Below are 26,156 nucleotides of genomic sequence, written 5' to 3' on the forward strand. Positions count from 1 at the left end.
GACGTGGTCAAGCGCCTGCAGGGCGAGGGCCGTTCGGTCGCCATGGTCGGTGACGGCGTCAACGACGCCGCCGCGCTGGCGCAGGCCGACCTCGGACTGGCCATGGGCACCGGCACCGACGCCGCCATCGAGGCCGGCGACCTCACCCTCGTGCGCGGCGACCTGCGCGCCGCCGCCGACGCCATCCGCCTGGCCCGCAAGACCCTCGGCACCATCCGCTCCAACCTCTTCTGGGCCTTCGCCTACAACGTCGCCGCCCTCCCCCTGGCCGCCGCCGGCCTCCTCAACCCCATGATCGCCGGAGCCGCCATGGCCTTCTCCTCCGTCTTCGTCGTCGGCAACAGCCTCCGACTCCGCACCTTCACCACCACCCACTGACCTCGTCCGTCAAGGCTTCACCCCGGCGTGCCGCCGACCGACCGCCCTCCGGTCGGCCGGCGGCACGCCGCGTGGCGGCGACGCGTGAACGGCGTACCGGCCGTCGCCCGGACGGGCGCCGCCGGGACGCCGTACACCGGGACACGGACGAAGCTGGGTCCGGCGGACGGGCCTCGCCCGACGGCCGGGACCGGCCGTCGGGCGAGGGCGCGGACACGACGGCCGCACGGAACGGGAAGCCTCACGCACCGGCGCCTCCCCCGCCCCGGCGACCGGCCGCCCGTGACCGTGCCGCACGCACCCCGGAGCAGGAGCCCATGACAGAGCCGCCCCCCGCCGACGGAGCGACCCCCGGCCCGCGCACCGGGCCGGGCGTAGCCCCGGCGTCCTCCCGTCGCCGCGCCCTCTCGGCCGTGCTCGCTGATCTCCGTGCCGTGGACGGTGCCCTGTACGCCGCGGTGGCCGCCACGTACACGCCCACGCTGGACCGGTCCCTGCGACGGCTCTCCCGCGCCGCCGACCGCTCGAAGATCTCGCTCGGGATCGCCGCCGCCCTCTGCCTCGGCGGTGAGCGGGCACGTGGCGCCGCGCTCGTCGGGGTCGGGGCGGTGGCCGTGACCTCGGCTGCCGCGAACCTGCTCGGCAAACGGCTGGTGCGCCGGGCCCGGCCCGACCGGGAGGCGGCGCGGGTGACGGTGGACCGGCACGTGCCCATGCCCGCCTCGGCGTCGTTCCCCTCCGGTCACACGGCCTCGGCGGTCGCGTTCGCCACGGCCGTGGGCGTGGTCCTGCCGGCGGCCGCCGCACCCCTCGGTGCGCTCGCGACCGCCGTCGGGTACTCCCGTGTCCACACCGGCGTGCACTATCCGGGCGATGTGGTGGCGGGCGCCGTCCTCGGTGTCGCCGGGGCCGCCACCGCGCTGGCGGTGGCGGCGGCCGTCCCGGTGCGCGGTCCCCGGCCCGGCTACGCGGTGCCGCCGCCCGGTTCGTCCGCGCCCGTGTAGAAGGCGGTGGTGCGGTACGCCGCCAGCCGCGCCTGCGCGGGGTCGGCGCCGCTCTCCACCGCGGCCTCGTACCAGGCCTCGCTGCTGGACGTCACGAACCGCACCCCGTCCTCCGAGGCCTGCCAGGCCATCACCTCCCGGGGGTCCACGGGGGCGCCGGTCGACAGGTACAGGGTCAGGCCGACGAGCATCAGGTCCCAGCCGATGCCCACCGCGCCGGGGCCGTACTCGGCCCACCTCTCGTCGCCGGCGTGGGCGAGGTACTCCAGCTCGAAGCGGGTGCCGCCGTCCACGGGCGTCAGCGCGACGGCGATGCGGCTGACCTCGTCGCGGTACTCCCAGGTGGCGGCGAAGCCCGCGGGCGGTTCGCAGCGCTCGATCGTGCCGCCGGCGTTGCCCTCGAGCTGGTAGTGCCCGCCCTCCCGCAGGTCGCCGGAGACGGGCAGGAACCACTGCGGGATGCGCCCGGGGTCGGTGCAGGCGCTCCACACCTCGTCGAGCGGGGCCTCGAAGGTCCGGCTCACCGTGAGGACGCGGGCATCGCCCGCATCGAGGGCGCGCCTGCCGACCCGCCGGTGAACGGAGTCGATCTGCTGCCTCACGTCGATCACGAGGTACTCCCCAGGGGTTCGCCGGTCCCGAAGGCGTGCATGGGGCCAGACTCTCAGCCGGTACTCGCGCGAGCACCAGCTGATGGTCTGCTCGTGTCGGCCGGGCGGGTCAGCCGAAGACCTTCACGGCCTGGTAGTACGTCCACGCCGTGCTGTCGCAGGCGGACTTCGTGGCGCCGCTGTACCGGGCGCAGACGCGCTTGAGGTCCTCGTAGAAGGCGCTGTCGAGGCGGGACTTGTTCGTGCTGAAGGTGCCGGCGGCCTTGTAGTTGCGGTAGCCGAAGTCGTGCCGGGCGCAGGAGGTGCTGAAGGGGAAGCCGAACGGGTTGTCCGGCGAGGTGGAGCAGTAGTCGGTGGACCAGTCGAAGCCGTAGGCGGACCAGGCGGACTGGTTGGCCCGGGCGGCGGTCCACGCGTTGTAGCTGGTCACGCTCGTCTGGGTCCAGCTCGCGAGCACTTGCTGCTTGTCGGCGGGAGCGGCTTCGGCGGTCGCGGCGCCGGCGAGGACGGTGGTCACGGCCAGTGCCGAGGCGGCGAGACCGGTGGCGAGTCTGCGGTGCATCCCACACCTCCATGGTGCTGCGGCCCGCCTCTCGGGCCGCAGGTTCATGACAAGATGATGGGCACCGCGGCGGCCCCTTCACACCCCTGCTGCATGAACGTGCCAGTAACTCTTCGGTGCGCGACCCCGCATGACGGATATTCAGCCGGGAAACAGGCCGCCGGCGAGAAGAAGAGGACGCACCCGCTCCGGCCGGTGACGTCCCCGCCCGCGGCCGCCGCGGAGAACGCCTCCATGGTTCCCAGCGTTTGCGGGACCGGCGTACGGCTGATCGACTGTCGCGGGGGGGCAAGCCGGCCGCACCGCGCCGGCGCGGACTCTCCAGCTTCCTCCGGAAGGAGTTCAGCCGTGAACACCCCGAAGCCGTCGGCGCCGGAGCACAGCTCCGACGGCAGCCAGCCCTGGCTGCACCAGAGGGGCCGGACCATTCAGGAGTTCGGCACCGTCAAGCAGTTCCCCGTGGCCCTGTCCATGGAGACCCGCCTCTACTCGTGCCAGCGGCTCAACAAGGTCCTGGCGGACACCCGCATCCTGCACGACCTGTACAAGAAGTACCACTGGCTCATGCGCGGGCCGACGTTCTACCAACTGCACCTGCTGCTGGACAAGCACGCCGGGGAGCAGCTCGCCCTGATCGACACCATCGCGGAACGCGTACAGACGCTCGGCGGCGTCGCGGTCGGCGACCCCCGGCACGTCGCGGAGATCACGACCGTGCCGCGTCCGCCGGACGGCGTGGAGGAGGTGCCGTCGATGCTCTCCCGGCTGCTGGAGGCGCACGAGCTGGTCCTCACCGAGTGCCACGACGCCGCCGCCCGCACCCAGGAACTGGGGGACGACGGCACGAACGACCTCCTGGTCTCCGAGGTCGTCCGGACCAACGAGCTGGAGGCGTGGTTCGTCGCCGAGCACCTCGTGGACACGCCCCTCGTGCACGTCTGACACGGCGAGCGCGCGGCCCCGGACGGCACTCTCGTCCGGGGCCCGGTCCGTTCCGCTCCCGCGGTCGCCGCCACGCTCCGCGCGCCCCCGCGGGCGGAGCGCTCCCCGACCGCCCCGTCGCTCCCGCCGGGAAGGTGCCCCGCCATGCCCCAGATGCCCCCCGGTTCCCCTGGTTCCTCCGGCTCCCCCGAAGCCCCGGACCCCTCCGGCGACGCCCGGGACGCCCAGCCCGCCGCGAGCGGGAGGTGGTCCGCCTTCCGCCGCTCGCCGTTCTGGCCGGCCACCGTGCTGGTGCTCATCATCGCGGCGGCGGCCGGGCTGTTCGCGGGCTCGTACACCTACTCCATGGCGGACCCGACGCCGCACTCGCTGCCCACGGCCGTGGTCGGCTCGTACGACCAGGGGCGCGGCCGGGCCTTCCTGGACGGCCTGGAGGAGGCGCTGAACGCCTCGGTGAAGGTGCGCCCCTACCGCACCACGGCCGAGGCGCGCGGGGCGGTCGAGGAGCAGGAGGTCTTCGCGATCTTCGAGCTGAACGACAACGGGCGGACGGCCGTTCTCGACCTGTCCAGCGCGTCGGGCGCCTCGGTCGCCGAGGTGCTGGCGCAGACGGCGCCGGAGGTGGGCAGGAAGACCGGCGTCGCGCTCACCGTCCGGGACATCAACCCCGTGCAGGAGGGGGACCCGCGCGGACTGGCCATCTTCTACATCTCCCTGGCCGCCGTGATCATCGGCTTCGTCGGGGCCATCCAGCTCAGCGTGCACGCGCGGGAACTGACCCCGTTCGAGCGCATCCTGTTCACGCTGGCCTACGCGCTGCTCGGCGGCTTCGTCATCGCCGCGACGGTGGACTGGCTGCTCGGCGCGCTCGACCTGCCCTTCGTCCAGTCGTGGCTGATCCTGGCGCTCACCCTGTTCACCAGCGGCATGGTCTTCACGATGTTCAACACCCTGTTCGGGCGCTGGGCGATGCTGCCGACCTGGGGGCTCATGGTGCTGCTCGGCAATCCGTCGTCCGGCGGCGCGGTGTCCTGGCCGCTGCTGCCGTCGCCGCTGGGCGTCATCGGCCAGTGGCTGCCGCCGGGCGCCTCGGTGAACGCGCAGCACACGGCCGTGTACTTCCAGGGCCACCAGCACCTGTTCCCGTACCTGGTGCTGGGCGGCTGGGCGTTGCTGTCCTGCACGGTGTTCTGGACCTGGCGCCACCGCCATCCCGGCGGGCGCGAGAAGGAGCCGGCGCCCGCCGACAACTGACCCGTCCGGCCCGTCCCCCGGCCCGGGTCCGGCGCCTCTGTTCCCGGCGCCGCCCGGCTGCGATCATGAGGCGGAATCCCCGCCTTCGGTTGGAGTGCACATGGCCCTCGACGTCGACGCGATCCGCGCGCAGATACCCGCCCTCAAGTCCGGCACGGCCCGTTTCGACGCGCCGGGCGGCACCCAGACCCCGCAGCCCGTCATCGACGCCGTCGCCGAGGCACTGGCCGCTCCCCTGGCCAACCGCGGCCGGACCACCGAGGGCGAGCGCAACGCGGACCGGATCGTCACCGAGGCCCGCGCCGCGCTGGGCGATCTGCTCGGCGCCGACCCGCGGGGCGTGGTCTTCGGCCGCAGCGCCACCCAGCTCGCCTACGACCTGTCCCGGACGCTCGCCAGGAACTGGGGGCCGGGCGACGAGGTGGTCGTCACACGGCTCGAACACGACTCCAACATCCGGCCCTGGACGCAGGCGGCCGAGGCGGCCGGCGCCACCGTGCGGTGGGCCGACTTCGACCCGGCCACCGGCGAACTGCTCCCCGAGCACATCGAGGCGGTGCTCTCGCCGCGCACCCGGCTGGTCGCGGTGACGGCCGCGTCCAACCTCATCGGCACCCGGCCCGACCTGCCGGCCGTCGCCCGCCTGGTGCACGGCGCGGGTGCGCTGCTCCACGTGGACGCGGTGCACTACGCCTCGCACGCGGCCGTCGACCTGACCGCGCTGGGCGCGGACACGCTGGTGTGCTCGCCGTACAAGTTCCTCGGCCCGCACCTGGGCGTACTGGCGGCCCGGCCCGAGTTCCTGGAGACCCTGCGCCCGGACAAGCTGCTGCCGTCCAGCGACGCCGTCCCCGAGCGGTTCGAGCTGGGCACCCTGCCGTACGAACTGCTGGCCGGCGCCCGCGCGGCGGTGGACTTCCTCGCGGACCTGGCGCCGGGCGCCCACGACGGGCGGCGGGAGCGGCTGCTCGCGTCCTTCGAGGCACTGGAGGTCCACGAGGACGCCCTGCGCGAGCGCATCGAGCGGGGACTCGCGGAACTCGGCGGGGTCACCGTCCACTCCCGGGCCGCCCGGCGCACGCCGACCCTGCTGTTCACGGTGGAGGGCCTGCGTCCGGCCGACGTCCACCGTCTGCTGGCCGAGCGGGGGATCGACGCCCCCGCGGGGTCCTTCTACGCGGTGGAGGCCGCGCGCCACCTCGGTCTGGGCGACGAGGGCGGTGTCCGGGTGGGACTCGCGCCGTACAGCGACGGCGACGACGTGGACCGGCTGCTGACGGCACTGGGCGACATCACCCGCTGACACTTCCCGGACAGCGGACCCCGGCGAGGACGGGGAGGGCGGCAGGACCGTGCCACGGCCCCACGGGCTTGCCGCCCTCCCCCGCTCCCGCCTAGCCTCCTACTTTGTGCCGGAAATAAACAAATCCCGTTCGCACAGTGTCGTGCCGGGCTCCCGCGACGACCTCACCCGTCTCCGCGTCACCCTGACCGCCTTCTTCGCCCTGGACGGCTTCGTCTTCGCGGGCTGGGTCGTGCGGATCCCCGACATCAAGGAGCAGACCGGCGCCTCCGCCGGCGCCCTGGGCATGGCCCTGCTCGGCGTCTCGGCGGGCGCGGTGGTCACCATGACCCTCACCGGACGCCTGTGCCGCCGCTACGGCAGCCATCCCGTCACCGTGGTCTGCGCGGTACTGCTCTGCCTGAGCGTCGCACTCCCCCCGCTGACCCACTCGGCACTCGCGCTGGGTGCCGTCCTGCTGCTCTTCGGCAGCGCGTACGGCGGGATCAACGTCGCCTTCAACAGCGCCGCCGTCGATCTGGTGGCCGTGCTGCGGCGGCCGGTGATGCCGAGCTTCCACGCCGCGTTCAGTCTCGGCGGCATGGCCGGCGCCGGGCTCGGCGGGCTCGTCGCCGGGTCGCTGTCGCCGGCCCGGCACCTGCTCGCCCTGACCCTGACCGGCCTGCTCGTCACCCTGGTCGCGGGCCGCGCCCTGCTGCGCTGCGAGCCCGCGGCACCCCCGGACCGCACGCCCCGGGAGCCGGACGGCGCCGCGCCCGGGCGCGACGGGCGCACCCGCCGCCTCGTGCTCACCTTCGGCCTGATCGCGCTGTGCACGGCGTACGGCGAGGGTGCCATGGCCGACTGGGGCGCCCTGCACCTCAAGGAGGACCTCGGCGCCTCGCCGGGGCTCGCGGCGGCCGGGTACTCCTGCTTCGCGCTGGCCATGACCGTGGGCCGGCTGACCGGCACGACGCTGCTGGAGCGCCTCGGCCGGACGCCGACGGTGGTGGCCGGCGGCACCGTCGCCGTGGCCGGCATGCTCCTCGGCTCGCTCGCGCCCTCCGTGTGGGCGGCGCTGTTCGGCTTCGCCGTCACGGGTCTCGGGCTCGCCAACCTCTTCCCGGTGGCGGTGGAACGGGCCGGTGCCCTCGGCGGACCCGGCGGCGTGGCCACCGCGTCCACGCTGGGCTACGGCGGCATGCTCCTCGGGCCGCCCGCGATCGGCTTCCTGGCCGAGTGGTTCTCGCTGCCGGCCGCGCTCACCAGCGTCGCGGTGCTGGCGGCCGTGGCGGTGCTGGTCGCGCTGACGACGGGACGCGCCGCGGGCTCCCGCTGACCGGGCCGGCGCCACCGTACGCGGCGGACGGGGGCCCTTCTCGGCGCGCACCGGGTCGTGCACACTCTGCGTCATGGAGATCACGGCGTTCGTGGAGACACTGCGTCTGGAGGGCGGGCGGCTCGCCGCCGCGGCCGAGGAGGCGGGGACCGGCGCCGAGGTGCCCACCTGCCCCGGCTGGCGGGTGCGGGACCTGCTGCGGCACACCGGCATGGTGCACCGCTGGGCCACCGCTTTCGTCGCCGAGGCCCTCACCGAGTACCGCCCCGACGGCGGCCTGCCCGGCCTGGACGGCGACGAGCTGGTGGCCTGGTTCCGCGAGGGGCACGAACGGCTCGTCACCACCCTGGCCGCCGCCCCGCCGGACGTACGCTGCTGGCACTTCCTGCCCGCACCGTCACCGCTGGCCTTCTGGGCACGGCGGCAGGCCCACGAGACGACCGTGCACCGGCTCGACGCCGAGTCGGCCCGGGGCGGCACCCCGGCCGGGGTCGGCGCGGACTTCGCCGTGGACGGTATCGACGAGTTGCTGTGCGCGTTCCACGCCCGCCCCAGGAGCGCGGTGCGCTGCGCCGAGCCCCGCACGCTGCGGGTCCGGGCGACGGGCGCGCCCGGTGCCGTGTGGACCGTACGGCTGTCGGCCGGGCCGCCCGTCACCAGCCGCACCGGCACGGGAGCCGCCGACTGCGAACTCGCCGGGACGGCCGCGTCGTTGTACGCCGCGCTGTGGAACCGCCGGCCGTTCCCGGAGGTGACCGGCGACCCGTCCCTCGCCGCGCTGTGGCGCGAGAAGTCGGGCGTCACCTGGGACTGACCGGCCCCGGACTGCCGTGCGGTGCCCGATTCCGAGCACGCCCGGTGCGGCCGCCGGTCCGCGGGGCCGCTTGCCCTGACGGACGCGGGACCGGAGACTGCCGGTATGACCACTTACGGGGGACGGCGTACGCAGGGCGAACGGGACGCGATGACCGTCGAGATCGGATACGCCCTGTGCAGCGCGGCGTTCGCGGCGGCCGTGCTGTTCGGCGCCGTGGTGGGTCCAGTACACGTCTTCGGGCTGCCGGCCGGCGTCCGGAGCACCCTGGTGGCCACGGGCACCGTGCTGGCCGTCGTGGTGTTCGTCGCCCGTGTGGTGAGCGTGCTGGTCCGGTTCGGGCGCCGCGATCAGCCCAGCCAGCCCGGACGCACCAGCCCCGACTCGTAGGCCAGCACCACCAGTTGGGCCCGGTCGCGGGCGCCCAGCTTCACCATGGCCCGGCTGACGTGGGTCTTCGCGGTGAGGGGGCTCACCACCAGGCGGCGGGCGATCTCCTCGTTGGACAGGCCGATGCCGACCAGGGCCATCACCTCCCGTTCCCGCTCGGTGAGACGGGCCAGCGCGCCGGCCGCGGCGGGTTCCTTGGAGCGGGCGGCGAACTCGGCGATCAGGCGGCGGGTCACCCCCGGTGAGAGCAGCGCGTCCCCGGCGACCACCGCCCGGACGGCGCGCAGGAGTTCGGCGGGCTCGGTGTCCTTGACGAGGAAGCCCGAGGCACCCGAGCGGATGGCCTCGAAGACGTACTCGTCGAGCTCGAAGGTGGTCAGCATGACCACCTTGACGTCCCTGAGCGCCTCGTCGCCGGTGACCCGGCGGGTGGCGGCGAGGCCGTCGAGGGCGGGCATGCGGATGTCCATCAGGACGACGTCGGGCCGCAGTTCGCGGACCGCGCGCACCGCCTCCTCGCCGTCGGCGGCCTCGCCGGTCACCTCGATGTCCGGCTGGGCGTCCAGCAGCGCCCGGAAGCCCGCCCGTACCAGTGACTGGTCGTCGGCGAGCAGTACGCGGATCACCGGTGCTCCTCCTTGGCGTCGTCCGGCCCGAGCGGCAGGCGCGCGAGGACCCGGAAGCCGCCGTCGGGGCGCGGGCCCGCCTCGACGGTGCCACCCAGCGCCGCCGCGCGCTCACGCATCCCCGCCAGCCCGTTGCCGCTGCCACCCGCGTCGGCGCCGGTCGCGGGCCCGTCGTCGTCGACGCGCAGCCGGAGCGTGCCGCCCTCGGGGTCCAGCCGCACGCGGGCACGGCGCGAACCCGAGTGCCGTACGACGTTGGTGAGGGCCTCCTGCACGATGCGGAACGCGGCGAGGTCCGTGCCGGGCGGCAGGTGCGGCGCCCGTCCCTCGATCTCGACGGTGAGTCCGGCGCTCGCCGCCTGCTCCACCAGTTCGGGCAGGCGGTCGAGGCCGGGCGCGGGGGCGCGGGGTGCGTCGCCGGGGGCGCGGAGGGTGTCGAGGACCTGGCGGACCTCGCCGAGCGCCTCCTTGCTCTTGTCCTTGATGGTGGCGAGCGCGGTGCGGGCCTGTTCGGGGTCGCTGTCCAGGAGGGCGAGGCCGACGCCCGCCTGCACGTTGATGACGGAGATGCTGTGGGCGAGGACGTCGTGCAGCTCGCGGGCGATCCGCAGCCGTTCCCGGTCCGCGCGCCGCCTGGCAGCCTGGGCCCGCTCGGCCCGCTCGCGCGCCCACTGTTCGCGCCGGGCCCGGGCGAGCTCCGACAGCGCCACGATCGCCACCACCCAGGCGGCGACCGCCAGTTCCTGCCCCCAGGAGGCGGCCGAGTCACCGGACGGGGGCAGCCGGCGGTAGAGCCAGTGGGCCAGCAGGGCGTGTCCGGCCCACAGCGCGGCCATCGCCGCCCACGCGGCCCTGCGGTGACCGGTGACGACGGCACTGAAGCACGCCACCGCGACGGCCAGGAACACCGGCCCGTACGGATATCCGGCGCCCAGGTACACCAGGGTGGCGGCGGCGGTGACGCAGACGACGGCCACCGGGTACCGCCGGCGCCACAGCAGGGCGACTCCGGTCACGAGCAGCAGCACGCGGGCGAGGGGGTCGAGCGCGGCCCGCTCCCCCGCCTGGGCGTGGGCGGCGAAGTTCGAGCCCAGCAGTACGAAGACCGTGATCAGCGCCGTGGAGAGCCAGGGCCACCGGCGGCTGCCCTCCTCGTCGCCGCTCCGGTCCGCCCACGGGGGCCCGAGCCGCCACCGTCGCGGCCCGTCCCCGTTGCCGTGCTGTCCGTCCATGTCCGCCACGCTAGACGCCGCGCGGTCCGGGCGGCGTCACCCGTGCGTGGTGGCCGCGCCTACTCCCGGCGAAGTAGGCCGCCGCCGGGAGCGCGACGGGGGCGGGGTGGTCGGGAGGGGTGCTTGGGGAGGGGTTTCTCAGGGACGGCTCCTCAGCGACGGTTTCTCGGGAGGGGCGGTTTCTTGGAGGGGCGGTTTCGCGGGAGGGGCGGCTCAGTGTTCGAGGCCGACCTCGCGGGCGAGGCGGCCGGCCGCGTGCCGGAAGAACGCGGCGCGGTCCTCCACCACCCGGTTGAACTGGCCGAACACCTCGAACCCGATCAGCCCGAACAGCTCCGCCCAGGCCGCGACGAGCGCCGCCACGACCTGCGGCGGCAGGTCGGGGGCGAGGTCGGCGGCCATCCGGTTCGCCTCGGGCCGCAACTCGTCGGGGAGCACGGGCAGGGCCAGCCCCCGGCCCTGGTGCGCCTCGCGCGCGATGCCGATGAGTACCTGCCCCACCCTCGCGGCGGCGCGCACGGTGTCCTGGGGGGCGGTGTAGCCGGGCACCGGCGATCCGTAGATCAGCGCGTACTCGTGGGGGTGGGCCAGCGCCCAGCCGCGGGCCGCCTCGCACACGGACGTCCAGCGCCGGGCGGGCCCCTCGCCGGCCGCCGCGTCCAGGGCGTCCTCGGCGGCGGCGCCGATCGCGTCGTAGGCGTCGATGATGAGGGCGGTCAGCAGGTCGTCGCGACTGGGGAAGTAGCGGTACAGGGCGGAGGAGGCCAGGCCGAGTTCGCGGGCGACGGCGCGCAGCGAGAGCTTGGCGGCGCCCTCCTCGGCGAGCTGCCTGCGGGCCTCGTCCTTGATGGCGGCGGTGACCTCGATCCGGGCGCGGGCGCGGGCTCCGAGTGGGGTGCTGGTCATGGCGCCCAGTGTCGCACGTAGGGAGAGCGGTGCACACAAACGAGAGCGGTGCGCGCAGGCGAGAGCGGCGTGCGCAGGCGCGAGCAGTGTGCGCGCCGGCGACCGGTGCACACCGACGCGAGCAGTGTGCGCGCCGGCGACCGGTGCACACCGACGCGAGCAGTGTGCGCGCCGGCGACCGGTGCACACCGACGAGAGCGGTGTGCGCGTCGGCGACCGGTGCACACCGACGAGAGCGGTGTGCGCGTCGGCGAGCAGTGCACACCGACGAGAGCGGCGGGCGCGTCGGCGAGCAGTGCGCGCAGGCCAGAGCAGCGCACGCAGGCGCGAGCGGCGTGCGCATCGGCGACCAGTGCACACCGACGAGAGCGTCACACGCTTGGGCGAGCAGCGCATGCAGCGGGGAGCGGTGCACGCGCACAAGAGCGGTGCACGCAGGCAAGAGCGGTGCACGCACGCGAGAGCATCGGCCGCACGCGAGGCCGCGGAGAGCGCTGCACGCGGACGGGATCAGCACACGCCAACAAGAGCGGCGCACACAAATGAGAGCGCTGCTCTTGCTTTGCCATCAGAGAGCGTGCAGACTAAAGACATCAAGCGAGAGCAGTGCTCACAAAAGCGAGCAGTGCTCTCAAGCCTCTAGTCAGCCGGGAGCCCCCCATGTTGTCGTCCACCCCGTCATCCACCCCGTCGCCTGCCCCCTCCGCGCCCTCGACCGGCACGTCGCCCTACTACCTCAAGGGCAGCCCCCTGAACGTCCGCCTCAACCGCGTCGTCGGCTGGCTCGCCCGGCACGGAGTCAGCATCGCGGGCACCGCCGAGCTGTCCGTCGTCGGACGCAAGAGCGGCCGACCGCAGCGCATCCCCGTCAACCCGCACACCCACGCCGGCGAGCGCTACCTCGTCTCCGCGCGCGGCCACTCCCAGTGGGTGCGCAACATGCGCGCCGCCGGCGGCGGAGAGCTGCGCGTGGGACGCAGGGTCCGCGCCTTCACCGCGGTGGAGCTCCCCGACGAGGAGAAGCTCCCGATCCTGCGGACCTATCTCGAGAAGTGGGGCTGGGAGGTGAACCAGTACTTCCAGGGCGTCACGGCCACGTCCTCCGACGAGGAGATCACCGCGAGCGCAGCCGACCACCCGGTGTTCCGGATCGAGGTCAGGAACTGACCTCGTCGCCGACGGGCTCCGCGGCCCGGCGGTCCACTACCGACAGGGCCCGCTGCGCCAGCGGATGACTGCGCACCAGCTCGCCCAGCGAGGTCGAGCCCTGCGTGATGTCCTTGAACGCCCTCCACGCGGGCCGGAAACCGGTCAGTGCCGCGTGGAAGAGCCCCGGCCGGCGCTCGAAGACCGCCAGCATCCGCTTGCCGACGCTCATCTCGACGCCGAGCCCCGCCTTGACGGCGAACGCGTAGTTCAGCGCCTGCTTGCGCGCGTCCACCGCGTCGTGCGCCTCCGCGATGCGCACCGCCCACTCCCCCGCGAGCCGCCCCGAGCGCAGCGCGAACGAGATGCCCTCGCGGGTCCACGGCTCCAGAAGACCGGCCGCGTCCCCGCACACCAGCACCCGGCCCCGGGACAGCGGCGAGTCATCCGCACGGCAGCGCGTCAAGTGACCGGAGGAGATGGCCGGTTCGAAGCCGGCGAGACCGAGCCGTCCGACGAAGTCCTCCAGGTACCGCTTGGTCGCCGCACCCTCGCCCCGCCTCGAGATCACGCCGACCGTCAGCGTGTCGCCCTTGGGGAAGACCCAGCCGTAACTGCCCGGCATGGGGCCCCAGTCGATGAGCACCCGGCCCTTCCAGTCCTCGGCGACCGTCTCCGGCACCGGGATCTCCGCCTCCAGGCCGAGGTCCACCTGGTCGAGCTTCACCCCGACGTGCGCCCCTATCCGGCTCGCGCTGCCGTCCGCGCCGACGACAGCCCGGGCCAGCACGGTCTCGCCGCCCTGGAGCACGACGGCGACCGTGCGCCGGTCCGGCACGGCGGACCCGTGCTGTTCGACCCGCGTGACCGTCGCGCCGGTGCGCAGCTCGGCGCCCGCCTTCTGGGCGTGATCGACGAGTTGCTGGTCGAACTCGGGCCGGTTGATCAGGCCGAACAGCATCTGCTTGGAGCGGCGGGTGCGGGTGAAGCGGCCGTTGTGGGAGAACGTCACCGCGTGCACGCGGTCCCGGAAGGGCAGGTCGAAGCCGGGAGGCAGGGTGTCGCGCGAGGGACCGATGATGCCGCCGCCGCACGTCTTGTAGCGGGGCAGCTCCGCCTTCTCCAGCAGCAGCACGCGCCGCCCCGCGAGCGCCGCCGCGTAGGCGGCCGAGGCCCCCGCCGGTCCCGCGCCCACCACGACGACGTCCCAGACCTGACGCGTGTCGTCCGCCGAAGAGTTCTCGCTGCTCACGATGGTCTACTGCTCCGATCAAACCGCATGCCGCACCTGACCCCCGCATCCTACGGCGGGCATCGCCGCAGGCCACTGTGGGAGGATCGGCAACGGACCCCGCACGCACGCCGGGAGGGGTCCGCACCCGCACGATCACCCGTACACGGCGGACGCGCGCGGGCACTCCCGGCAGCGCCCGCTCGTGTCCGCGCACGTACTCATCGGTACAACGTCGCACCCACAAGGAGCGTGCCCATGTCGTCGAATCCGGTCGCCGAGACCGTCGCCTCGCTGATGCCCAGGGCGAAGGAGGAGCTGGCCGCGCTGGTGGCCTTCAAGTCGGTGGCGGACTTCGACCAGTTCCCGCGCAGCGAGAGCGTGGGCGCCGCGAACTGGATAGCGGCCGCGCTGCGCGCCGAGGGCTTCGAGGACGTCGCCCTGCTGGACACCCCGGACGGCACCCAGTCCGTCTACGGCTACCTGCCCGGCCCCGAGGGCGCGAAGACGGTCCTGCTCTATGCCCACTACGACGTGCAGCCGCCGCTGGACGAGGCCGGCTGGGACACGCCTCCGTTCGAGCTGACCGAGCGCGACGGCCGCTGGTACGGGCGCGGTGCCGCCGACTGCAAGGGCGGTGTGCTGATGCACCTGCTGGCGCTGCGCGCGCTCAAGGCCGACGGCGGTGTGCCGGTGCACGTCAAGGTGATCGCGGAGGGCTCCGAGGAGCAGGGCACGGGCGGTCTGGAGCGGTACGCCGAGCAGCACCCCGAACTGCTGGCGGCGGACACCGTCGTCATCGGCGACACGGGCAACTTCCGTGTCGGCCTGCCGACGGTCACCTCGACGCTGCGCGGCATGACGCTGGTCCGCGTGAAGGTCGACACCCTCGAAGGCAACCTGCACTCCGGCCAGTTCGGCGGCGCGGCCCCCGACGCGCTGGCCGCGCTGATCCGCGTACTGGACTCGCTGCGCGCCGAGGACGGCTCGACGACCGTCGACGGTCTGGCGTCGGACAGCACCTGGGAGGGGCTGGCCTACGACGAGGAGCAGTTCCGCCGGGACGCCAAGGTGCTCCACGGTGTGGAGCTGATCGGCTCCGGTTCGGTCGCCGACCGCATCTGGGCGCGGCCCGCCGTGACGGTGCTCGGCATCGACTGCCCGCCGGTGGTCGGCGCGACCCCGTCGGTGCAGGCGGGCGCCCGTGCGCTGGTCAGCCTGCGGGTGCCGCCGGGCGTGGACGCCGGCGAGGCCACCAAGCTGCTCCGGGCGCACCTGGAGTCGCACACGCCGTGGGGCGCGCGGGTGGAGGTCGAACAGATCGGCCAGGGCCAGGCGTTCCGCGCGGACACCACCAGCCCGGCGTACCAGGCGATGGCGGACGCGATGGCGGTGGCGTACCCGGGTCAGGAGATGCAGTACGCCGGGCAGGGCGGCTCCATCCCGCTGTGCAACACCCTGGCGGCGCTCTACCCGGAGGCGGAGATCCTGCTGATCGGCCTGAGTGAGCCGGAGGCGCAGATCCACGCCGTGAACGAGAGCGTGTCCCCGCAGGAGCTGGAGCGCCTGTCGGTGGCGGAGGCGCTGTTCCTGCGCAACTACGCGGCCGGCTGAGCCTTCTCCTCGCGCGGCACGCCGGCCGGCCTCAGCCGACCGGCGTGCCCGCCTCCAGGTACAGCGCCGCTCCGCGTTCCCGGGCCCGCAGCGCCCAGCGCAGGCGCTCGTAGCGGACCGGGGGCAGCAGGCCGGCGGCCTCGTCCTCGCTGACGAAGCGCCAGTCGCGCAGTTCGGGGCCGGGCAGCAGCACCCGTCCGGCCTGTGCGGCGTCGAGCCGGCCGCCGTCGAAGAGGAGCCGCAGACCGCCGTAGCCGGGAGGTACGGGCGGCTCCCAGTCGACGACCAGCAGGGCGGGTACGTCGTCGAGGTGTATGCCGGTCTCCTCGGCGACCTCGCGCATCCCGGCGCGGGCGGGCGCCTCGCCGGGTTCGACGACCCCGCCGGGGAACTCCCAGCCGGGCTTGTAAGTGGGGTCGACGAGCAGCACCCGGTCGCGCTCGTCGAAGAGGAGGACCCCGGCGGCCAGGGTCTCTGCGGTGGGCTCGGGGGTCTGCACGATGTCGCAGGCGGGCACGGCGCCGGTGCCGACGGCCTCGGCGATGCGGGCGGCGGCCTCGTACGGGGTGAGCGCGCTGGTGTCGACCGGGTGCGCGTCGGCGGTGAGCCAGGAGGCGAGGGCCGACCGGTAGGGCGCGATGTGGTCGTAGGACCACTGCCGTACGCGGAGTTCCCCGTCGGCGGTGTCGGGGGTCTCGCGGGCCGCTATCCGCTCCCGCAGGATCGTTTCCGCCGGAGCCAGCAGGATGTGCCGGACCGCGATCCGGCGGGCGGCGAGGCCGCCGAAGATCTCGTCGCGGTACTCCTGGCGCAGCAGGGTCATGGGGATCACGAGGGTCCCGCCGAGTTCGGCGAGCATCGCGGCGGCCGTGTCGACGACCAGACGCCGCCAGATCGGGAGGTCCTGGAAGTCGCCGGCCTCGGCGAGGCGTTTGGGCGGCAGCAGGTGTGCGAGTGCCGCGCCGACGACCTCGGGGTCGAAGATCGTGCTGTTCGGGATCAGCTCGATCAGTTCCCGTGCGGTGGTGGTCTTTCCCGCACCGAACGCGCCGTTGATCCAGACGACGGTCACAAGTCCCCCTCTTGTCTTGGCCCCCTGTGGCTTGCCCGCTCCACCCTGCCACGGAAACCAGGCGCAGTTGAGGGCGCACGACAGCGGCGCCGGTGCCCCCGGACGATGGGCACCGGCGCCGTGCGGTCGTGTCGTGCGCGTCAGGCGTGCCGCCCCTGCCCGTCGTGGTCCAGGGGGAGGCCCTCGGTGGCGACGGTGTGCTCGACGGTGCCGAGCGTGTCGTCCACGTCGAGGTGGAGCGGGAGGTTGTCGGGCGCGGAGTGGGAGGGGCTGACGGCCGCGACGACGAAACCGGTGGCCAGGGAGGCGATGGCGAGCATGCTGCGCTTCTTCATGCCTGTCTCAACTGCGTGATCGCCCGAAGGTCACGGCCGGACGGCGCACCGGGGTGGACGCGCCGTGCCCCGGACGCCCGCGGTGGGCGGGCCGGCCGTCCTGGTGAGCGCGGCCGCTGCGGCTCCGATCAGTCCCGCGTCGGTGCCCGTCCGGGCGGGCACGACCTTGAGGCGCCGCACGAAGGACAGCGTCGCGTAGTCGGTCAGGGCCTTGCGCAGGGGGCCGAAGAGGACGTCGCCGGCCTTGGCCACTCCCCCGCCGACGACGGCGATGTCGATCTCCACGAGGGTCGCGGTGGCGGCGATGCCCGCGGCCAGCGCCTGGGCCGCCCGTGCGAAGGAGGCGACGGCGACCGGGTCGCCCAGGCGGGCGGCGGCGGCCACGGCCGCGGCGGAGGTGTCGCCGTCCGGTCCCGGCCGCCAGCCGTGGTCCAGGGCGCGCCGCGCGATGTTGGGGCCGCTCGCCACGCGCTCCACGCAGCCCCGGGCGCCGCACGGGCACGGGTCGCCGTCGAGATCCACGCTGATGTGGCCGATGTGGCCCGCGTTGCCGGTCGGGCCTGGGTGGAGCGCCCCGTCGAGGACCAGGCCGCCGCCGACGCCCGTCGAGACCACCATGCAGAGCGCGTTGTCGTGCCCGCGGGCCGCGCCCTGCCAGTGCTCGGCGGCGGCGATCGCCACGCCGTCGCCGATCAGCTCGACGGGCAGGCCGCCGGTGGCCTCGCGGACCCGGCGGACGAGGGGGAAGTCGCGCCAGCCGGGCACGTTGACCGGGCTGACGGTGCCCGCGGAGGCGTCCACCGGTCCGGCGCTTCCGATGCCGACCGCCGCGGCCCGCCCCCACAGCGGCGACGCGGTCAGCTCCGCGAGCACGTCCGCCACGGCCCGCATCACGATCTCGCCGTCCTCCCGGGCGGGCGTCGCGCGCTGGGCCCGGGCCTGGATCCGGCCGTGGGCGTCCACCAGCGCCCCGGCGATCTTGGTACCGCCGATGTCCAGCGCTGCCACGAGGTCGGTGTGCATCAGAGTCGGATCTCCCCGTCAAGAAAGACAAAATGAGGAACACGAGCGTGAGCAGCAGGCCGGTCGCACGGTGGGGCGCGGACCGAAGAGTGCGGTGGACAGTGTCTCCCGCATCTGACAACGTTGTCCAGGTTCTATGCTCGACGCCACATCCTCATACAAGCGCATGAGCGCCGCATCCCCCGTGGACGACAGGAGCCGACGCAATCCCGTGGACGACAGGACAGCACACCGCACCGCGCCCGACACGCCCCGCCGCGCAGACCGCCTTCCCGGGAACCGCTACGGCAACCGCCCCACCATGAAGGACGTCGCCGCCCGCGCCGGTGTCGGGCTGAAGACCGTCTCCCGTGTGGTCAACGGGGAGCCGGGCGTGACCCCGGAGACCGAACACCGCGTCCAGGAGGCCATCGAGGCGCTGGGCTTCCGCCGCAACGACAGCGCCCGGGTGCTGCGCAAGGGCCGTACGGCGAGCATCGGGCTGGTGCTGGAGGACCTCGCGGACCCGTTCTACGGACCGCTGAGCCGTGCGGTGGAGGAGGTGGCCCGCGCGCACGGGGCGCTGCTCATCAACGGCTCCAGCGCGGAGGACCCGGACCGCGAGCAGGAGCTGGTGCTGGCGCTGTGCGCGCGGCGCGTGGACGGGCTGCTGGTGATTCCCGCCGGGGACGACCACCGGTATCTGGAGCCGGAGCTGAAGGCCGGTGTCGCCACGGTGTTCGTGGACCGTCCTGCGGGGCTCATCGACGCGGACGTGGTGCTCTCCGACAACTTCGGCGGCGCCCGTGACGGCGTGGCCCATCTGATCGCGCACGGGCACCGCAGGATCGGCTTCATCGGCGACATGCCCCGCATCCACACCGCCGCGGAGCGGCTGCGCGGCTACCGGTCCGCCATGGAGGACGCGGGCATAGCGGTGCGGGAGTCCTGGATGTCGCTGGGCGTGACCGACCCCGAACGGGTGCGCCGGGCGGCCGAGGAGATGCTCGCCGGCCCGGATCCGGTGACCGCGATCTTCACGGGCAACAACCGGGTGACGGTCACCGTGATCCGGGTCCTCGCCGAGCACACCCGGCGCGTCGCCCTCGTGGGCTTCGACGACATCGAGCTCGCCGACCTGCTGCGGCCGGGCCTCACCGTGGTCGCCCAGGACGCGGCTGCCCTCGGACGGACCGCCGCCGAACGACTCTTCCGGCAGTTGGACGGCACGCTGCTGACGCCGGAGCGCATCGCACTGCCGACCCGGCTGGTCACCCGCGGCTCGGGTGAACTGCCCCCGGCGGACTGAGCGGCCGGTGGACGAAGCGGAGGACGACGGGAAACGGGCACGCAAGGCCGCGCCGCGCACGGACGACGCCGGGGAACAGACGGAGAGCGCCGCACCGGCCGGGGACCGTGCCGAGGAGCGGGGACGCGCCGTGGCGACGTCCACGGGCGGCACCCGGGGCCGGGCGCGCACCGCCGCGGCGCCCGAGAACACCGCCGAGCGGGCCGAGGGCCGGACGCTGGCGGCGCTCGGGCTGGCCGAGGCGCCCAGGGAGCACCCGCTGCTGTATCCGGGTGTGTGGCCGCGGGAGTCCGGAGTGCTCGACGGCGACCGGCTGCTGCCGCTGGACCGGCCGGTGCACGACGACCGCGCACCGGTGCTGGCGATCGGCTCCAACGCCAGCCCCGCCCAACTGCGGGACAAGATGGCCGAGTTCGGGATCGCCTCGCCCCTCCCGATGGTCAGGGCCCGGGTCACCGGGCTGGACATCGGCGTCTCCGCCCATGTGAGCCGCATGGGCTATGTGTCCGCCTCGCCGGTGCGCGCCCCTGGGGTCGTACGGGAGCTGTTCGTCCTGTGGCTCGACGCCGAGCAGCTCGCCGTGATCGACGCGAGCGAGGGGGTGCCGATGGCGGCGGGGAACTTCGACCGCGCGTGGCTGCCCGCGCCGGACGTCCGCGTCGAGACGGCCGGCACGGTGCTGCGCGGGGCGTACGTCTACGTCAACCGCCACGGGGTGCTGCGCGACGGCGGCGGGGCGCCGCGCCGGCATCCGGGTGAGCAGCGTGCCCTGCTCACCGAGCTGCTCGGCGGCTCGGCGCGGCTGCGGGAGTTGTTCGGGACGTCGCCCGAGGAGTTCAGCGCTCGGGCGCGGGGCGACCGGCGGCTGTGCGAGCGTGGCACGCGGCTGTTCGCCGAGGAGGACCGGGTGACCGCGTCCGGCCTGGAGCGGTATGTGCGCTCCGGCCGGACGGACGGTCGGCTCCCGTGGTCGCGGCCGCCTACTGCGCCGACGCCGTGAGGTCGCCGCGGCGGGGCGCGGAGAAGCCCTCCAGGTCGGCGCGGGTCAGTCCGGTCAGGCGGGCGACCTCGCCCGTGTCGAGGGCGCCGCAGTCGAGGCCGCGCAGCAGGTAGCCGCTGAGGGCCTTGGCGGTGGCGGGCTCGTCCATGACGTCGCCGCCGGTGTGGTTGGCGTAGCGGGCGAGGCGGGCGGCGGCCTGCTCGAAGCCCTCGCGGTAGAAGGCGAAGACGGCGGCGTACCGGGTGGGGATGTGGGCGGGGTGCATGTCCCAGCCCTGGTAGTAGGCGCGGGCCAGGGCGCGGCGGGTCAGCCCGAAGTGCAGGCGCCAGGCGTCGTGGACCTTCTCGGTGGGGCCGACGGGCAGGACGTTGGTGGAGCCGTCCGAGACGCGTACGCCGGTGCCGGCGGCGGCGACCTGCATGACCGCCTTGGCGTGGTCGGCGGCCGGGTGGTCGCTGGCCTGGTAGGCGGCGGAGACGCCGAGGCAGGCGCTGTAGTCGAAGGTGCCGTAGTGCAGGCCGGTGGCGCGGCCCTCGGCGGCCTGGATCATGCGGGCGACGGCGGCGGTGCCGTCGGCGGCCAGGATGGACTGGCTGGTCTCGATCTGGATCTCGAAGCCGATCCGGCCGGGCTCCAGGCCGCGGGCCTTCTCGAAGGCCTCCAGGAGGCGCACCATGGCGGTGACCTGCTCGGGGTAGGTCACCTTCGGGAGGGTGAGGACCAGTCCGTCGGGCAGGCCGCCGGCCTCCATCAGACCGCTGAGGAAGACGTCGAGGGTGCGGATGCCCCGGGCGCGCACCGGAGCCTCCATGCACTTCATGCGGATGCCCATGTACGGGGCCGCCGTGCCCTGGGCGTACGCCTCGGCGACAAGCCGGGCTGCGCGGGCGGCGGCCTCGTCCTCCTCGTCGTCGGACCGGTTGCCGTAGCCGTCCTCGAAGTCGACGCGCAGGTCCTCGATCGGCTCGCGCTCCAGCTTGGCGCGGACCCGGGAGTACACCGGCTCGGCGAGCTCCTCGGAGAGGCCGAGGACTGCGGCGAAGGAGGCGGCGTCGGGGGCGTGCTCGTCGAGCGCGGCGAGCGCCCGGTCGCCCCAGGAGCGGATCGTGTCGGCGGCGAAGACGTCACCGGGGACGTAGACGGTGTGGACGGGCTGGCGGGTGCCCGGGTCCCCGGGGTAGCGGCGCTCCAGCTCCGCGTCGACCGGCGCGAGGGAGGCACTGATCTCCTCGCCGACGGCGCCCGCGAGACTCGTTGCCACCTTCTCCTGCTGACCCATCCCACACTCTCCTATTTTCCGCTGAACGGAATCAATAATCCGTAGAGCGAAGTTATCTGTCGTCCTTGTCCCGGTCAACCATGGCCCTGGCGCCCGTCCGGCGGCCCTTCCATCCTGCGCACACGCCGAGGCCCCCGCGACCACGGACGGTCGCGGGGGCCTCGGTCGGGCTTCCGGGATGCTCAGCCCTTGCGGGTCTTGATCTCCTCGGTGAGCTGCGGGACGACGTCGAAGAGGTCGCCGACCACGCCGTAGTCGACCAGGTCGAAGATCGGGGCCTCGGCGTCCTTGTTGATCGCCACGATCGTCTTCGAGGTCTGCATGCCGGCGCGGTGCTGGATCGCGCCGGAGATGCCGGAGGCGATGTAGAGCTGCGGCGAGACGCTCTTGCCGGTCTGGCCGACCTGGTTGGTGTGCGGGTACCAGCCCGCGTCCACCGCGGCGCGCGAGGCACCGACGGCCGCACCGAGCGAGTCGGCCAGCGCCTCGATGACCGCGAAGTTCTCCGCGCCGTTGACACCGCGGCCGCCGGAGACCACGATCGCGGCCTCGGTCAGCTCGGGGCGGCCGGTCGACTCGCGCGGCGTGCGCGCGGTGACCTTGGTGCCGGTCGCCTGGGCGGAGAAGGACACCGACAGGGCCTCGACCGCGCCGGCGGCCGGGGCGGGCTCGACGGCGGCGCTGTTCGGCTTGACCGTGATGACCGGGGTGCCCTTGGAGACACGGGACTTGGTGGTGAACGCGGCGGCGAACACCGACTGGGTCGCCACCGGGCCCTCGTCGCCGGCCTCGAGGTCGACGGCGTCGGTGATGATGCCGGAGCCCAGGCGCAGCGCCAGGCGGGCGGCGATCTCCTTGCCCTCGGCGGAGGACGGGACCAGCACGGCGGCCGGGGACACGGCCTCGTGGGCGGCCTGGAGGGCGTCCACCTTCGGTACGACCAGGTAGTCGGCGTACTCGGCGGCCTCGTGGGTCAGCACCTTGACCGCGCCGTGCTCGGCGAGCGTGGCGGCGGTGTCGGCGGCGCCGTTGCCGAGGGCCACGGCGACCGGCTCGCCGATGCGGCGGGCGAGGGTCAGGAGCTCCAGGGTGGGCTTGCGGACGGCACCGTCCACGTGGTCGACGTAGACGAGAACTTCAGCCATGGGACTTCTTCTCTCCTGCTTGCGAGATATGAGGGGCGGTCTGGGGATCCGGGGCTCAGATGAACTTCTGGCCCGCGAGGAACTCGGCGAGCTGCTTGCCGCCCTCGCCCTCGTCCTTGACGATCGTGCCCGCGGTGCGCGCGGGGCGCTCCGCGGCCGACTCGACCGTGGTGTAGGCGTTCTCCAGACCGACCTCGTCCTCGTCGATGTCGAGGTCGGACAGGTCCCAGGACTCCACCGGCTTCTTCTTGGCCGCCATGATGCCCTTGAAGGACGGGTAGCGGGCCTCGCCGGACTGGTCGGTGACCGACACGACGGCCGGGAGCTGCGCCTCGAGCTGCTCCGAGGCGGCGTCGCCGTCCCGGCGACCCTTGACCGTGCCGCCCTCGACGGAGACCTCGGACAGCAGGGTGACCTGCGGGACGCCCAGGCGCTCGGCCAGCAGCGCGGGGACGACGCCCATGGTGCCGTCGGTGGAGGCCATGCCGGAGATGACCAGGTCGTAGCCGGCCTTCTCGACGGCCTTGGCGAGGACCAGGGAGGTGCCGATGGCGTCGGTGCCGTGCAGGTCGTCGTCCTCGACGTGGATCGCCTTGTCCGCGCCCATGGACAGCGCCTTGCGCAGCGCGTCCTTGGCGTCCTCGGGGCCCACCGTCAGGACGGTGATCTCCACGTCGTCGTCCGAGTTCTCCGAGATCTGCAGCGCCTGCTCGACCGCGTACTCGTCCAGTTCGGAGAGCAGACCGTCGACGTCGTCGCGGTCGACGGTCAGGTCATCGGCGAAGTGCCGGTCGCCAGTGGCGTCGGGCACGTACTTCACAGTGACAACGATCCTCAAGCTCACGCCGGCTCTCCTACTGCATCGTCATTTCAGTGCTGCCTGCTTGCAGGCAGCATAGGCGCCTCAAGCGGCCGATTCCGGTCGGGGCGATCCGCGCCTCCGTCCGGAATATTACTCGTCAGTACATCCAGTTCTTTCCCGCTAAGCAAGCGCTTTGAACTGTGACCTTCGCAACGCAGCGTAACCGGAACTCGACCGCTTCGCAGCGGGGCTCCGGGGTGCCTCAGTCGCGCAGGCCGGTGAAGCGCCCCTGGTGGTACAGCAGGGGCCGCCCCGCGCCCCCCGGATCGCCGTGCAGGACCTCGGCGATCACGACCCGGTGGTCCCCGGCGGGGACGCGGGCGGCCACCCGGCACACGAGCCAGGCGAGGACGCCGTCCAGGACCGGCACCCCACCGGGGCCCTCGCGCCAGGCGGTGGCCGGGCCGAAGCGGTCGGCGCCGCGGCGGGCGAAGACGTCCGCCAGCTCGCGCTGGTGCTCGCCGAGCAGATGGACACCGACGTACTCGCTCCCGGCCACCGCGGGCCAGGTCGAGGATCCGGTGCCGATGCCGAAGGAGACCAGCGGGGGCTCGGCGGAGACCGAGGTCAGGGAGGTGGCCGTGAAGCCGGCCGGGCCCGCGTCGCCGCGCGCGGTGATCACCGCCACGCCGGCCGCGTGCCGCCGGAAGACGGACCGCAGGAGGTCGCCGCCGGTGGCGGTCAGGGGTGCGGCGAGGTCGGGCTGGGCCGTCATGCGGGGTGTCCTTCCGCCCCGCGCCTTCGACCGCGGGGAGGGGAGCGGAGGCATGGGGGCAGGCCGGCGATGGGTGGCACACACAGTCAAATACGTCCCTGGCTCCGGGGCTGTGGAGGACGCCTCACCGTCGGCGTGGTGATGGTCACACCGCCTCCCCGAGGGCGGCGATGACGTCCGCCTTGCGCGGCTGCCCGACGGCACGCCGCACGACGCGGCCGCCGGCGTCGAGGACCAGCACGGTAGGGGTCTTGCGCACATGGAGGGCGCGGACCAGTTCCAGACGAGCCTCGGCGTCGATCTCGACGTGCGCCACGCCGGGGACCATGCGGGCCACCTCGGCGAGGACGCGCCGGGTGGCCCGGCAGGGCGCGCAGAACGCGCTGGAGAACTGCACGAGCGTGGCGCGGGCGCCCAGATCCGCGCCCAGTTCCGCCGGGCCGAGCCGCTCGCCGCCCGGCCGCTTGCCGTCATCGCCTCCGCGCACCCGCACGTCTCCGCTCCGCCGCCGCCGCGGCCTGTCGTGGGCGCGTCCCGGCGGCGCCCGGCCCTGTCGTCCCTGGGTGCAGCACTCGGGGACGGGCGAAGATTCCCCGGCCCGCCGCCGGTTTTCGGCCATCCGCGTGGGGTGACGTGACAAGAATCTCGCCGCCGCGGGGCGCGAGGGCTGGTTCCCCGGACGTTCTTGGGGCACGATCACGACAAGCCGTAAACCTACGGCTGCGTAACTTTCGGACTGGGAGTACCCATCCCAGTCGGACAAGGAAGGGCCCGACCCGCCCATGGCAGAACTCGTCTACCGCCCGGTCATCGGTCTCGCCCGCACCATGTTCAAGGTGTGGGACCTCAAGATCGACTGCCGGGGGTCGGAGAACATCCCGCGCTCGGGCGGCGCCGTGCTGGTGAGCAACCACATCAGCTACCTGGACTTCATCTTCAACGGCCTGGCCGCGCTTCCGCAGAAGCGGCTGGTCCGGTTCATGGCCAAGGAATCGGTCTTCCGGCACCGGGTCTCCGGTCCGCTGATGCGCGGGATGAAGCACATCCCCGTGGACCGCAAGCAGGGCGAGGCGGCCTACGCGCACGCCCTGGACTCGCTGCGGTCCGGCGAGATCGTCGGGGTCTTCCCGGAGGCGACGATCTCCGAGTCGTTCACCCTCAAGAGCTTCAAGTCGGGGGCCGCGCGCCTGGCCCAGGAGGCGGGCGTGCCGCTGGTGCCCATGGCGGTGTGGGGCACGCAGCGACTGTGGACCAAGGGGCACCCGCGCAACTTCAAGCGCAGCCACACCCCCGTCACCATCCGGGTCGGCGAGGCGATGGAGGCCTCCCGCGAGCAGTACGCGGGCGCCATCACCCGCCGGCTGCGCGAGCGCGTCCAGGAGCTCCTGGAGGCCGCCCAGCGCGCCTACCCGGTGCGCCCCAAGGGCGCCGACGACACCTGGTGGATGCCGGCCCACCTCGGGGGCACGGCGCCGACGCCCGAGCAGCTGCGCACGGCCGAGGCGCGCTGAGCCCCGGGCGTCACAGGGCGACGGGCAGCGTCGCCCACAGGTGCGGGCGGTCGGTGGCCGCCCGCAGCGCGGCCAGCACGGCGGGGTGCGGGGCGGCGTAGAGCTCCGGGTAGTCCTCCTCGCCCGCCCCACGGTCCGGCGTGAAGGCCAGCCGCTCCCGCCCGAGGGAGAACCGCGCGTCCACACCGGGCTTGTTGCCCCGCGGGTCCTGACGGTGCCACGCCCCGTCGAACCGTACGGCGACCAGCCCGTGCACCACGTCGAAACGCTGGTAGCACAGGGCGGTCGGGATGTCCTCGGCCCGCAGCAGCGCGGTCAGCGCGTGCGCCTTGGCATAACAAATGCCGGTGCGCTGCTCCAGGACGTCGGAGGCGCGCCAGGTGACGCGCGGATCTCCGGCGTCCTGCGAGTGCGGGACGGTGTCGCGCACGTACTCGAAGGCCAGCCGCGCATAGTCATACGAGTCTTCCGCCTGCTTGGCCAGGCCCGCGGCCACCTCGCGCACGAGCGGGTGGTGATGGTCGATGGCCTCGTCAGCAGCCAAGTACGCGGACAGGTCGGGATTCTGCTGGATCAGCTCCATGACGACAGAGCA

Annotated in this window: 28 protein-coding genes; 13 read left to right on the plus strand and 15 right to left on the minus strand. The window is 73.8% G+C overall.

What is annotated here, in order from left to right; all coding sequences use genetic code 11:
- Both ACH499_RS16645 and ACH499_RS16650 read left to right on the plus strand, forming a co-directional pair.
- Positions 1-378: HAD-IC family P-type ATPase (locus ACH499_RS16645; RefSeq protein WP_399016440.1), on the plus strand; the 378-nt coding region annotated here is incomplete at its 5' end.
- Between the two features lie 317 nt (positions 379-695).
- A complete protein-coding gene (locus tag ACH499_RS16650) occupies positions 696-1,382 on the plus strand; it encodes a phosphatase PAP2 family protein (RefSeq protein ID WP_399016442.1) in 687 nt (228 codons plus the stop codon).
- Here ACH499_RS16650 and ACH499_RS16655 read toward each other — a convergent pair.
- The gene (locus tag ACH499_RS16655) at positions 1,343-1,993 is read right to left on the minus strand and encodes an SRPBCC family protein (RefSeq protein WP_356206088.1); all 651 of its coding nucleotides are present in this window, start codon (positions 1,991-1,993) and stop codon (positions 1,343-1,345) included. The two genes, ACH499_RS16650 and ACH499_RS16655, sit on opposite strands and share 40 nt — an antisense overlap.
- A gap of 109 nt (positions 1,994-2,102) precedes the next feature.
- Positions 2,103-2,555, minus strand: coding sequence for a phospholipase (locus ACH499_RS16660; protein WP_356206086.1), 453 nt, complete (start codon positions 2,553-2,555; stop codon positions 2,103-2,105).
- A 348-nt stretch (positions 2,556-2,903) separates the two neighbouring features.
- Here ACH499_RS16660 and ACH499_RS16665 point away from each other — a divergent pair, with 348 nt between their 5' ends.
- The 6 genes from ACH499_RS16665 (at position 2,904) to ACH499_RS16690 (ending at position 8,576) form a co-directional block, all read left to right on the plus strand.
- Positions 2,904-3,497, plus strand: a complete 594-nt coding sequence (locus ACH499_RS16665; protein ID WP_356206085.1) for a DNA starvation/stationary phase protection protein — start codon at positions 2,904-2,906, stop codon at positions 3,495-3,497.
- Between the two features lie 144 nt (positions 3,498-3,641).
- Entirely contained in the window at positions 3,642-4,751 is a 1,110-nt protein-coding gene (locus ACH499_RS16670) for an ABC transporter permease (protein WP_399016445.1), read from the plus strand.
- Between the two features lie 100 nt (positions 4,752-4,851).
- Complete coding sequence (locus tag ACH499_RS16675) at positions 4,852-6,054, plus strand: cysteine desulfurase-like protein (RefSeq protein WP_399016447.1); 1,203 nt, start codon at positions 4,852-4,854, stop codon at positions 6,052-6,054.
- Between the two features lie 142 nt (positions 6,055-6,196).
- Complete coding sequence (locus tag ACH499_RS16680; RefSeq protein ID WP_399016449.1) at positions 6,197-7,372, plus strand: MFS transporter; 1,176 nt, start codon at positions 6,197-6,199, stop codon at positions 7,370-7,372.
- A gap of 73 nt (positions 7,373-7,445) precedes the next feature.
- Positions 7,446-8,186 (plus strand): maleylpyruvate isomerase family mycothiol-dependent enzyme, encoded by a 741-nt coding sequence (locus ACH499_RS16685; protein ID WP_399016451.1) that lies wholly within the window; start codon positions 7,446-7,448, stop codon positions 8,184-8,186.
- A gap of 105 nt (positions 8,187-8,291) precedes the next feature.
- Positions 8,292-8,576, plus strand: a complete 285-nt coding sequence (locus tag ACH499_RS16690) for a DUF6332 family protein (RefSeq protein WP_356206079.1) — start codon at positions 8,292-8,294, stop codon at positions 8,574-8,576.
- Here ACH499_RS16690 and ACH499_RS16695 read toward each other — a convergent pair.
- The 3 genes from ACH499_RS16695 to ACH499_RS16705 form a co-directional block, all read right to left on the minus strand.
- Positions 8,537-9,202 (minus strand): response regulator, encoded by a 666-nt coding sequence (locus tag ACH499_RS16695; protein ID WP_399016453.1) that lies wholly within the window; start codon positions 9,200-9,202, stop codon positions 8,537-8,539. The genes ACH499_RS16690 and ACH499_RS16695 overlap by 40 nt on opposite strands.
- A complete protein-coding gene (locus ACH499_RS16700) occupies positions 9,199-10,434 on the minus strand; it encodes a sensor histidine kinase (RefSeq protein WP_399016455.1) in 1,236 nt (411 codons plus the stop codon). The genes ACH499_RS16695 and ACH499_RS16700 overlap by 4 nt, the downstream gene beginning before the upstream one ends.
- Before the next feature lie 213 nt (positions 10,435-10,647).
- Entirely contained in the window at positions 10,648-11,340 is a 693-nt protein-coding gene (locus tag ACH499_RS16705; RefSeq protein ID WP_399016457.1) for a TetR/AcrR family transcriptional regulator, read from the minus strand.
- A gap of 660 nt (positions 11,341-12,000) precedes the next feature.
- On the opposite strand from ACH499_RS16705, the gene ACH499_RS16710 reads away from it, so the two are divergent.
- Positions 12,001-12,507: a nitroreductase family deazaflavin-dependent oxidoreductase gene (locus ACH499_RS16710; protein ID WP_399016459.1), complete on the plus strand. Its 507-nt coding sequence runs from the start codon at positions 12,001-12,003 to the stop codon at positions 12,505-12,507.
- Here ACH499_RS16710 and ACH499_RS16715 read toward each other — a convergent pair.
- Positions 12,497-13,738, minus strand: a complete 1,242-nt coding sequence (locus ACH499_RS16715) for a geranylgeranyl reductase family protein (protein WP_399016461.1) — start codon at positions 13,736-13,738, stop codon at positions 12,497-12,499. The two genes, ACH499_RS16710 and ACH499_RS16715, sit on opposite strands and share 11 nt — an antisense overlap.
- Before the next feature lie 237 nt (positions 13,739-13,975).
- On the opposite strand from ACH499_RS16715, the gene ACH499_RS16720 reads away from it, so the two are divergent.
- The gene (locus ACH499_RS16720) at positions 13,976-15,331 is read left to right on the plus strand and encodes a dipeptidase (protein WP_399016463.1); all 1,356 of its coding nucleotides are present in this window, start codon (positions 13,976-13,978) and stop codon (positions 15,329-15,331) included.
- Between the two features lie 31 nt (positions 15,332-15,362).
- Here the strand turns inward: ACH499_RS16720 and ACH499_RS16725 are convergent, their stop codons facing one another.
- The 3 genes from ACH499_RS16725 to ACH499_RS16735 all read right to left on the minus strand — a co-directional run bounded on the left by ACH499_RS16725 (position 15,363) and on the right by ACH499_RS16735 (position 17,761).
- Positions 15,363-16,403 carry an NUDIX domain-containing protein gene (locus ACH499_RS16725; protein ID WP_356206069.1) on the minus strand — a complete coding sequence of 347 codons (1,041 nt, stop codon included), beginning with the start codon at positions 16,401-16,403 and terminating at the stop codon, positions 15,363-15,365.
- Positions 16,404-16,543: 140 nt separating this feature from the next.
- Positions 16,544-16,738 carry a hypothetical protein gene (locus ACH499_RS16730; RefSeq protein WP_356206068.1) on the minus strand — a complete coding sequence of 65 codons (195 nt, stop codon included), beginning with the start codon at positions 16,736-16,738 and terminating at the stop codon, positions 16,544-16,546.
- A gap of 30 nt (positions 16,739-16,768) precedes the next feature.
- Complete coding sequence (locus ACH499_RS16735; RefSeq protein ID WP_399016465.1) at positions 16,769-17,761, minus strand: ROK family protein; 993 nt, start codon at positions 17,759-17,761, stop codon at positions 16,769-16,771.
- Positions 17,762-17,972: 211 nt separating this feature from the next.
- Between ACH499_RS16735 and ACH499_RS16740 the strand changes: the two genes are divergently transcribed.
- On the plus strand, positions 17,973-19,049 hold the full coding sequence (locus ACH499_RS16740; RefSeq protein ID WP_356206065.1) for a LacI family DNA-binding transcriptional regulator: 1,077 nt from the start codon (positions 17,973-17,975) through the stop codon (positions 19,047-19,049).
- 217 nt (positions 19,050-19,266) lie between these two features.
- Positions 19,267-20,049, plus strand: a complete 783-nt coding sequence (locus ACH499_RS16745) for a hypothetical protein (RefSeq protein ID WP_399016832.1) — start codon at positions 19,267-19,269, stop codon at positions 20,047-20,049.
- On the opposite strand, the gene ACH499_RS16750 is transcribed toward ACH499_RS16745, so the two are convergent.
- The 5 genes from ACH499_RS16750 to ACH499_RS16770 all read right to left on the minus strand — a co-directional run bounded on the left by ACH499_RS16750 (position 20,030) and on the right by ACH499_RS16770 (position 24,543).
- Positions 20,030-21,328, minus strand: a complete 1,299-nt coding sequence (locus ACH499_RS16750) for a DUF6986 family protein (protein WP_399016467.1) — start codon at positions 21,326-21,328, stop codon at positions 20,030-20,032. The two genes, ACH499_RS16745 and ACH499_RS16750, sit on opposite strands and share 20 nt — an antisense overlap.
- A gap of 182 nt (positions 21,329-21,510) precedes the next feature.
- Positions 21,511-22,473 carry an electron transfer flavoprotein subunit alpha/FixB family protein gene (locus tag ACH499_RS16755; protein WP_356206062.1) on the minus strand — a complete coding sequence of 321 codons (963 nt, stop codon included), beginning with the start codon at positions 22,471-22,473 and terminating at the stop codon, positions 21,511-21,513.
- Between the two features lie 55 nt (positions 22,474-22,528).
- Positions 22,529-23,317 (minus strand): electron transfer flavoprotein subunit beta/FixA family protein, encoded by a 789-nt coding sequence (locus ACH499_RS16760; RefSeq protein WP_356206060.1) that lies wholly within the window; start codon positions 23,315-23,317, stop codon positions 22,529-22,531.
- Positions 23,318-23,537: 220 nt separating this feature from the next.
- A complete protein-coding gene (locus tag ACH499_RS16765; protein WP_356206059.1) occupies positions 23,538-24,050 on the minus strand; it encodes a flavin reductase family protein in 513 nt (170 codons plus the stop codon).
- 145 nt (positions 24,051-24,195) lie between these two features.
- Positions 24,196-24,543, minus strand: a complete 348-nt coding sequence (locus ACH499_RS16770; protein ID WP_399016470.1) for a TlpA family protein disulfide reductase — start codon at positions 24,541-24,543, stop codon at positions 24,196-24,198.
- A gap of 289 nt (positions 24,544-24,832) precedes the next feature.
- Here ACH499_RS16770 and ACH499_RS16775 point away from each other — a divergent pair, with 289 nt between their 5' ends.
- The gene (locus ACH499_RS16775; RefSeq protein ID WP_356206056.1) at positions 24,833-25,561 is read left to right on the plus strand and encodes a lysophospholipid acyltransferase family protein; all 729 of its coding nucleotides are present in this window, start codon (positions 24,833-24,835) and stop codon (positions 25,559-25,561) included.
- A gap of 10 nt (positions 25,562-25,571) precedes the next feature.
- On the opposite strand, the gene ACH499_RS16780 is transcribed toward ACH499_RS16775, so the two are convergent.
- A complete protein-coding gene (locus tag ACH499_RS16780) occupies positions 25,572-26,144 on the minus strand; it encodes a transglutaminase family protein (protein ID WP_356206055.1) in 573 nt (190 codons plus the stop codon).
- Positions 26,145-26,156 lie beyond the last annotated feature (12 nt).

It is taken from the genome of Streptomyces sp. NPDC018947, assembly GCF_044390505.1.
Lineage (GTDB): Bacteria > Actinomycetota > Actinomycetes > Streptomycetales > Streptomycetaceae > Streptomyces.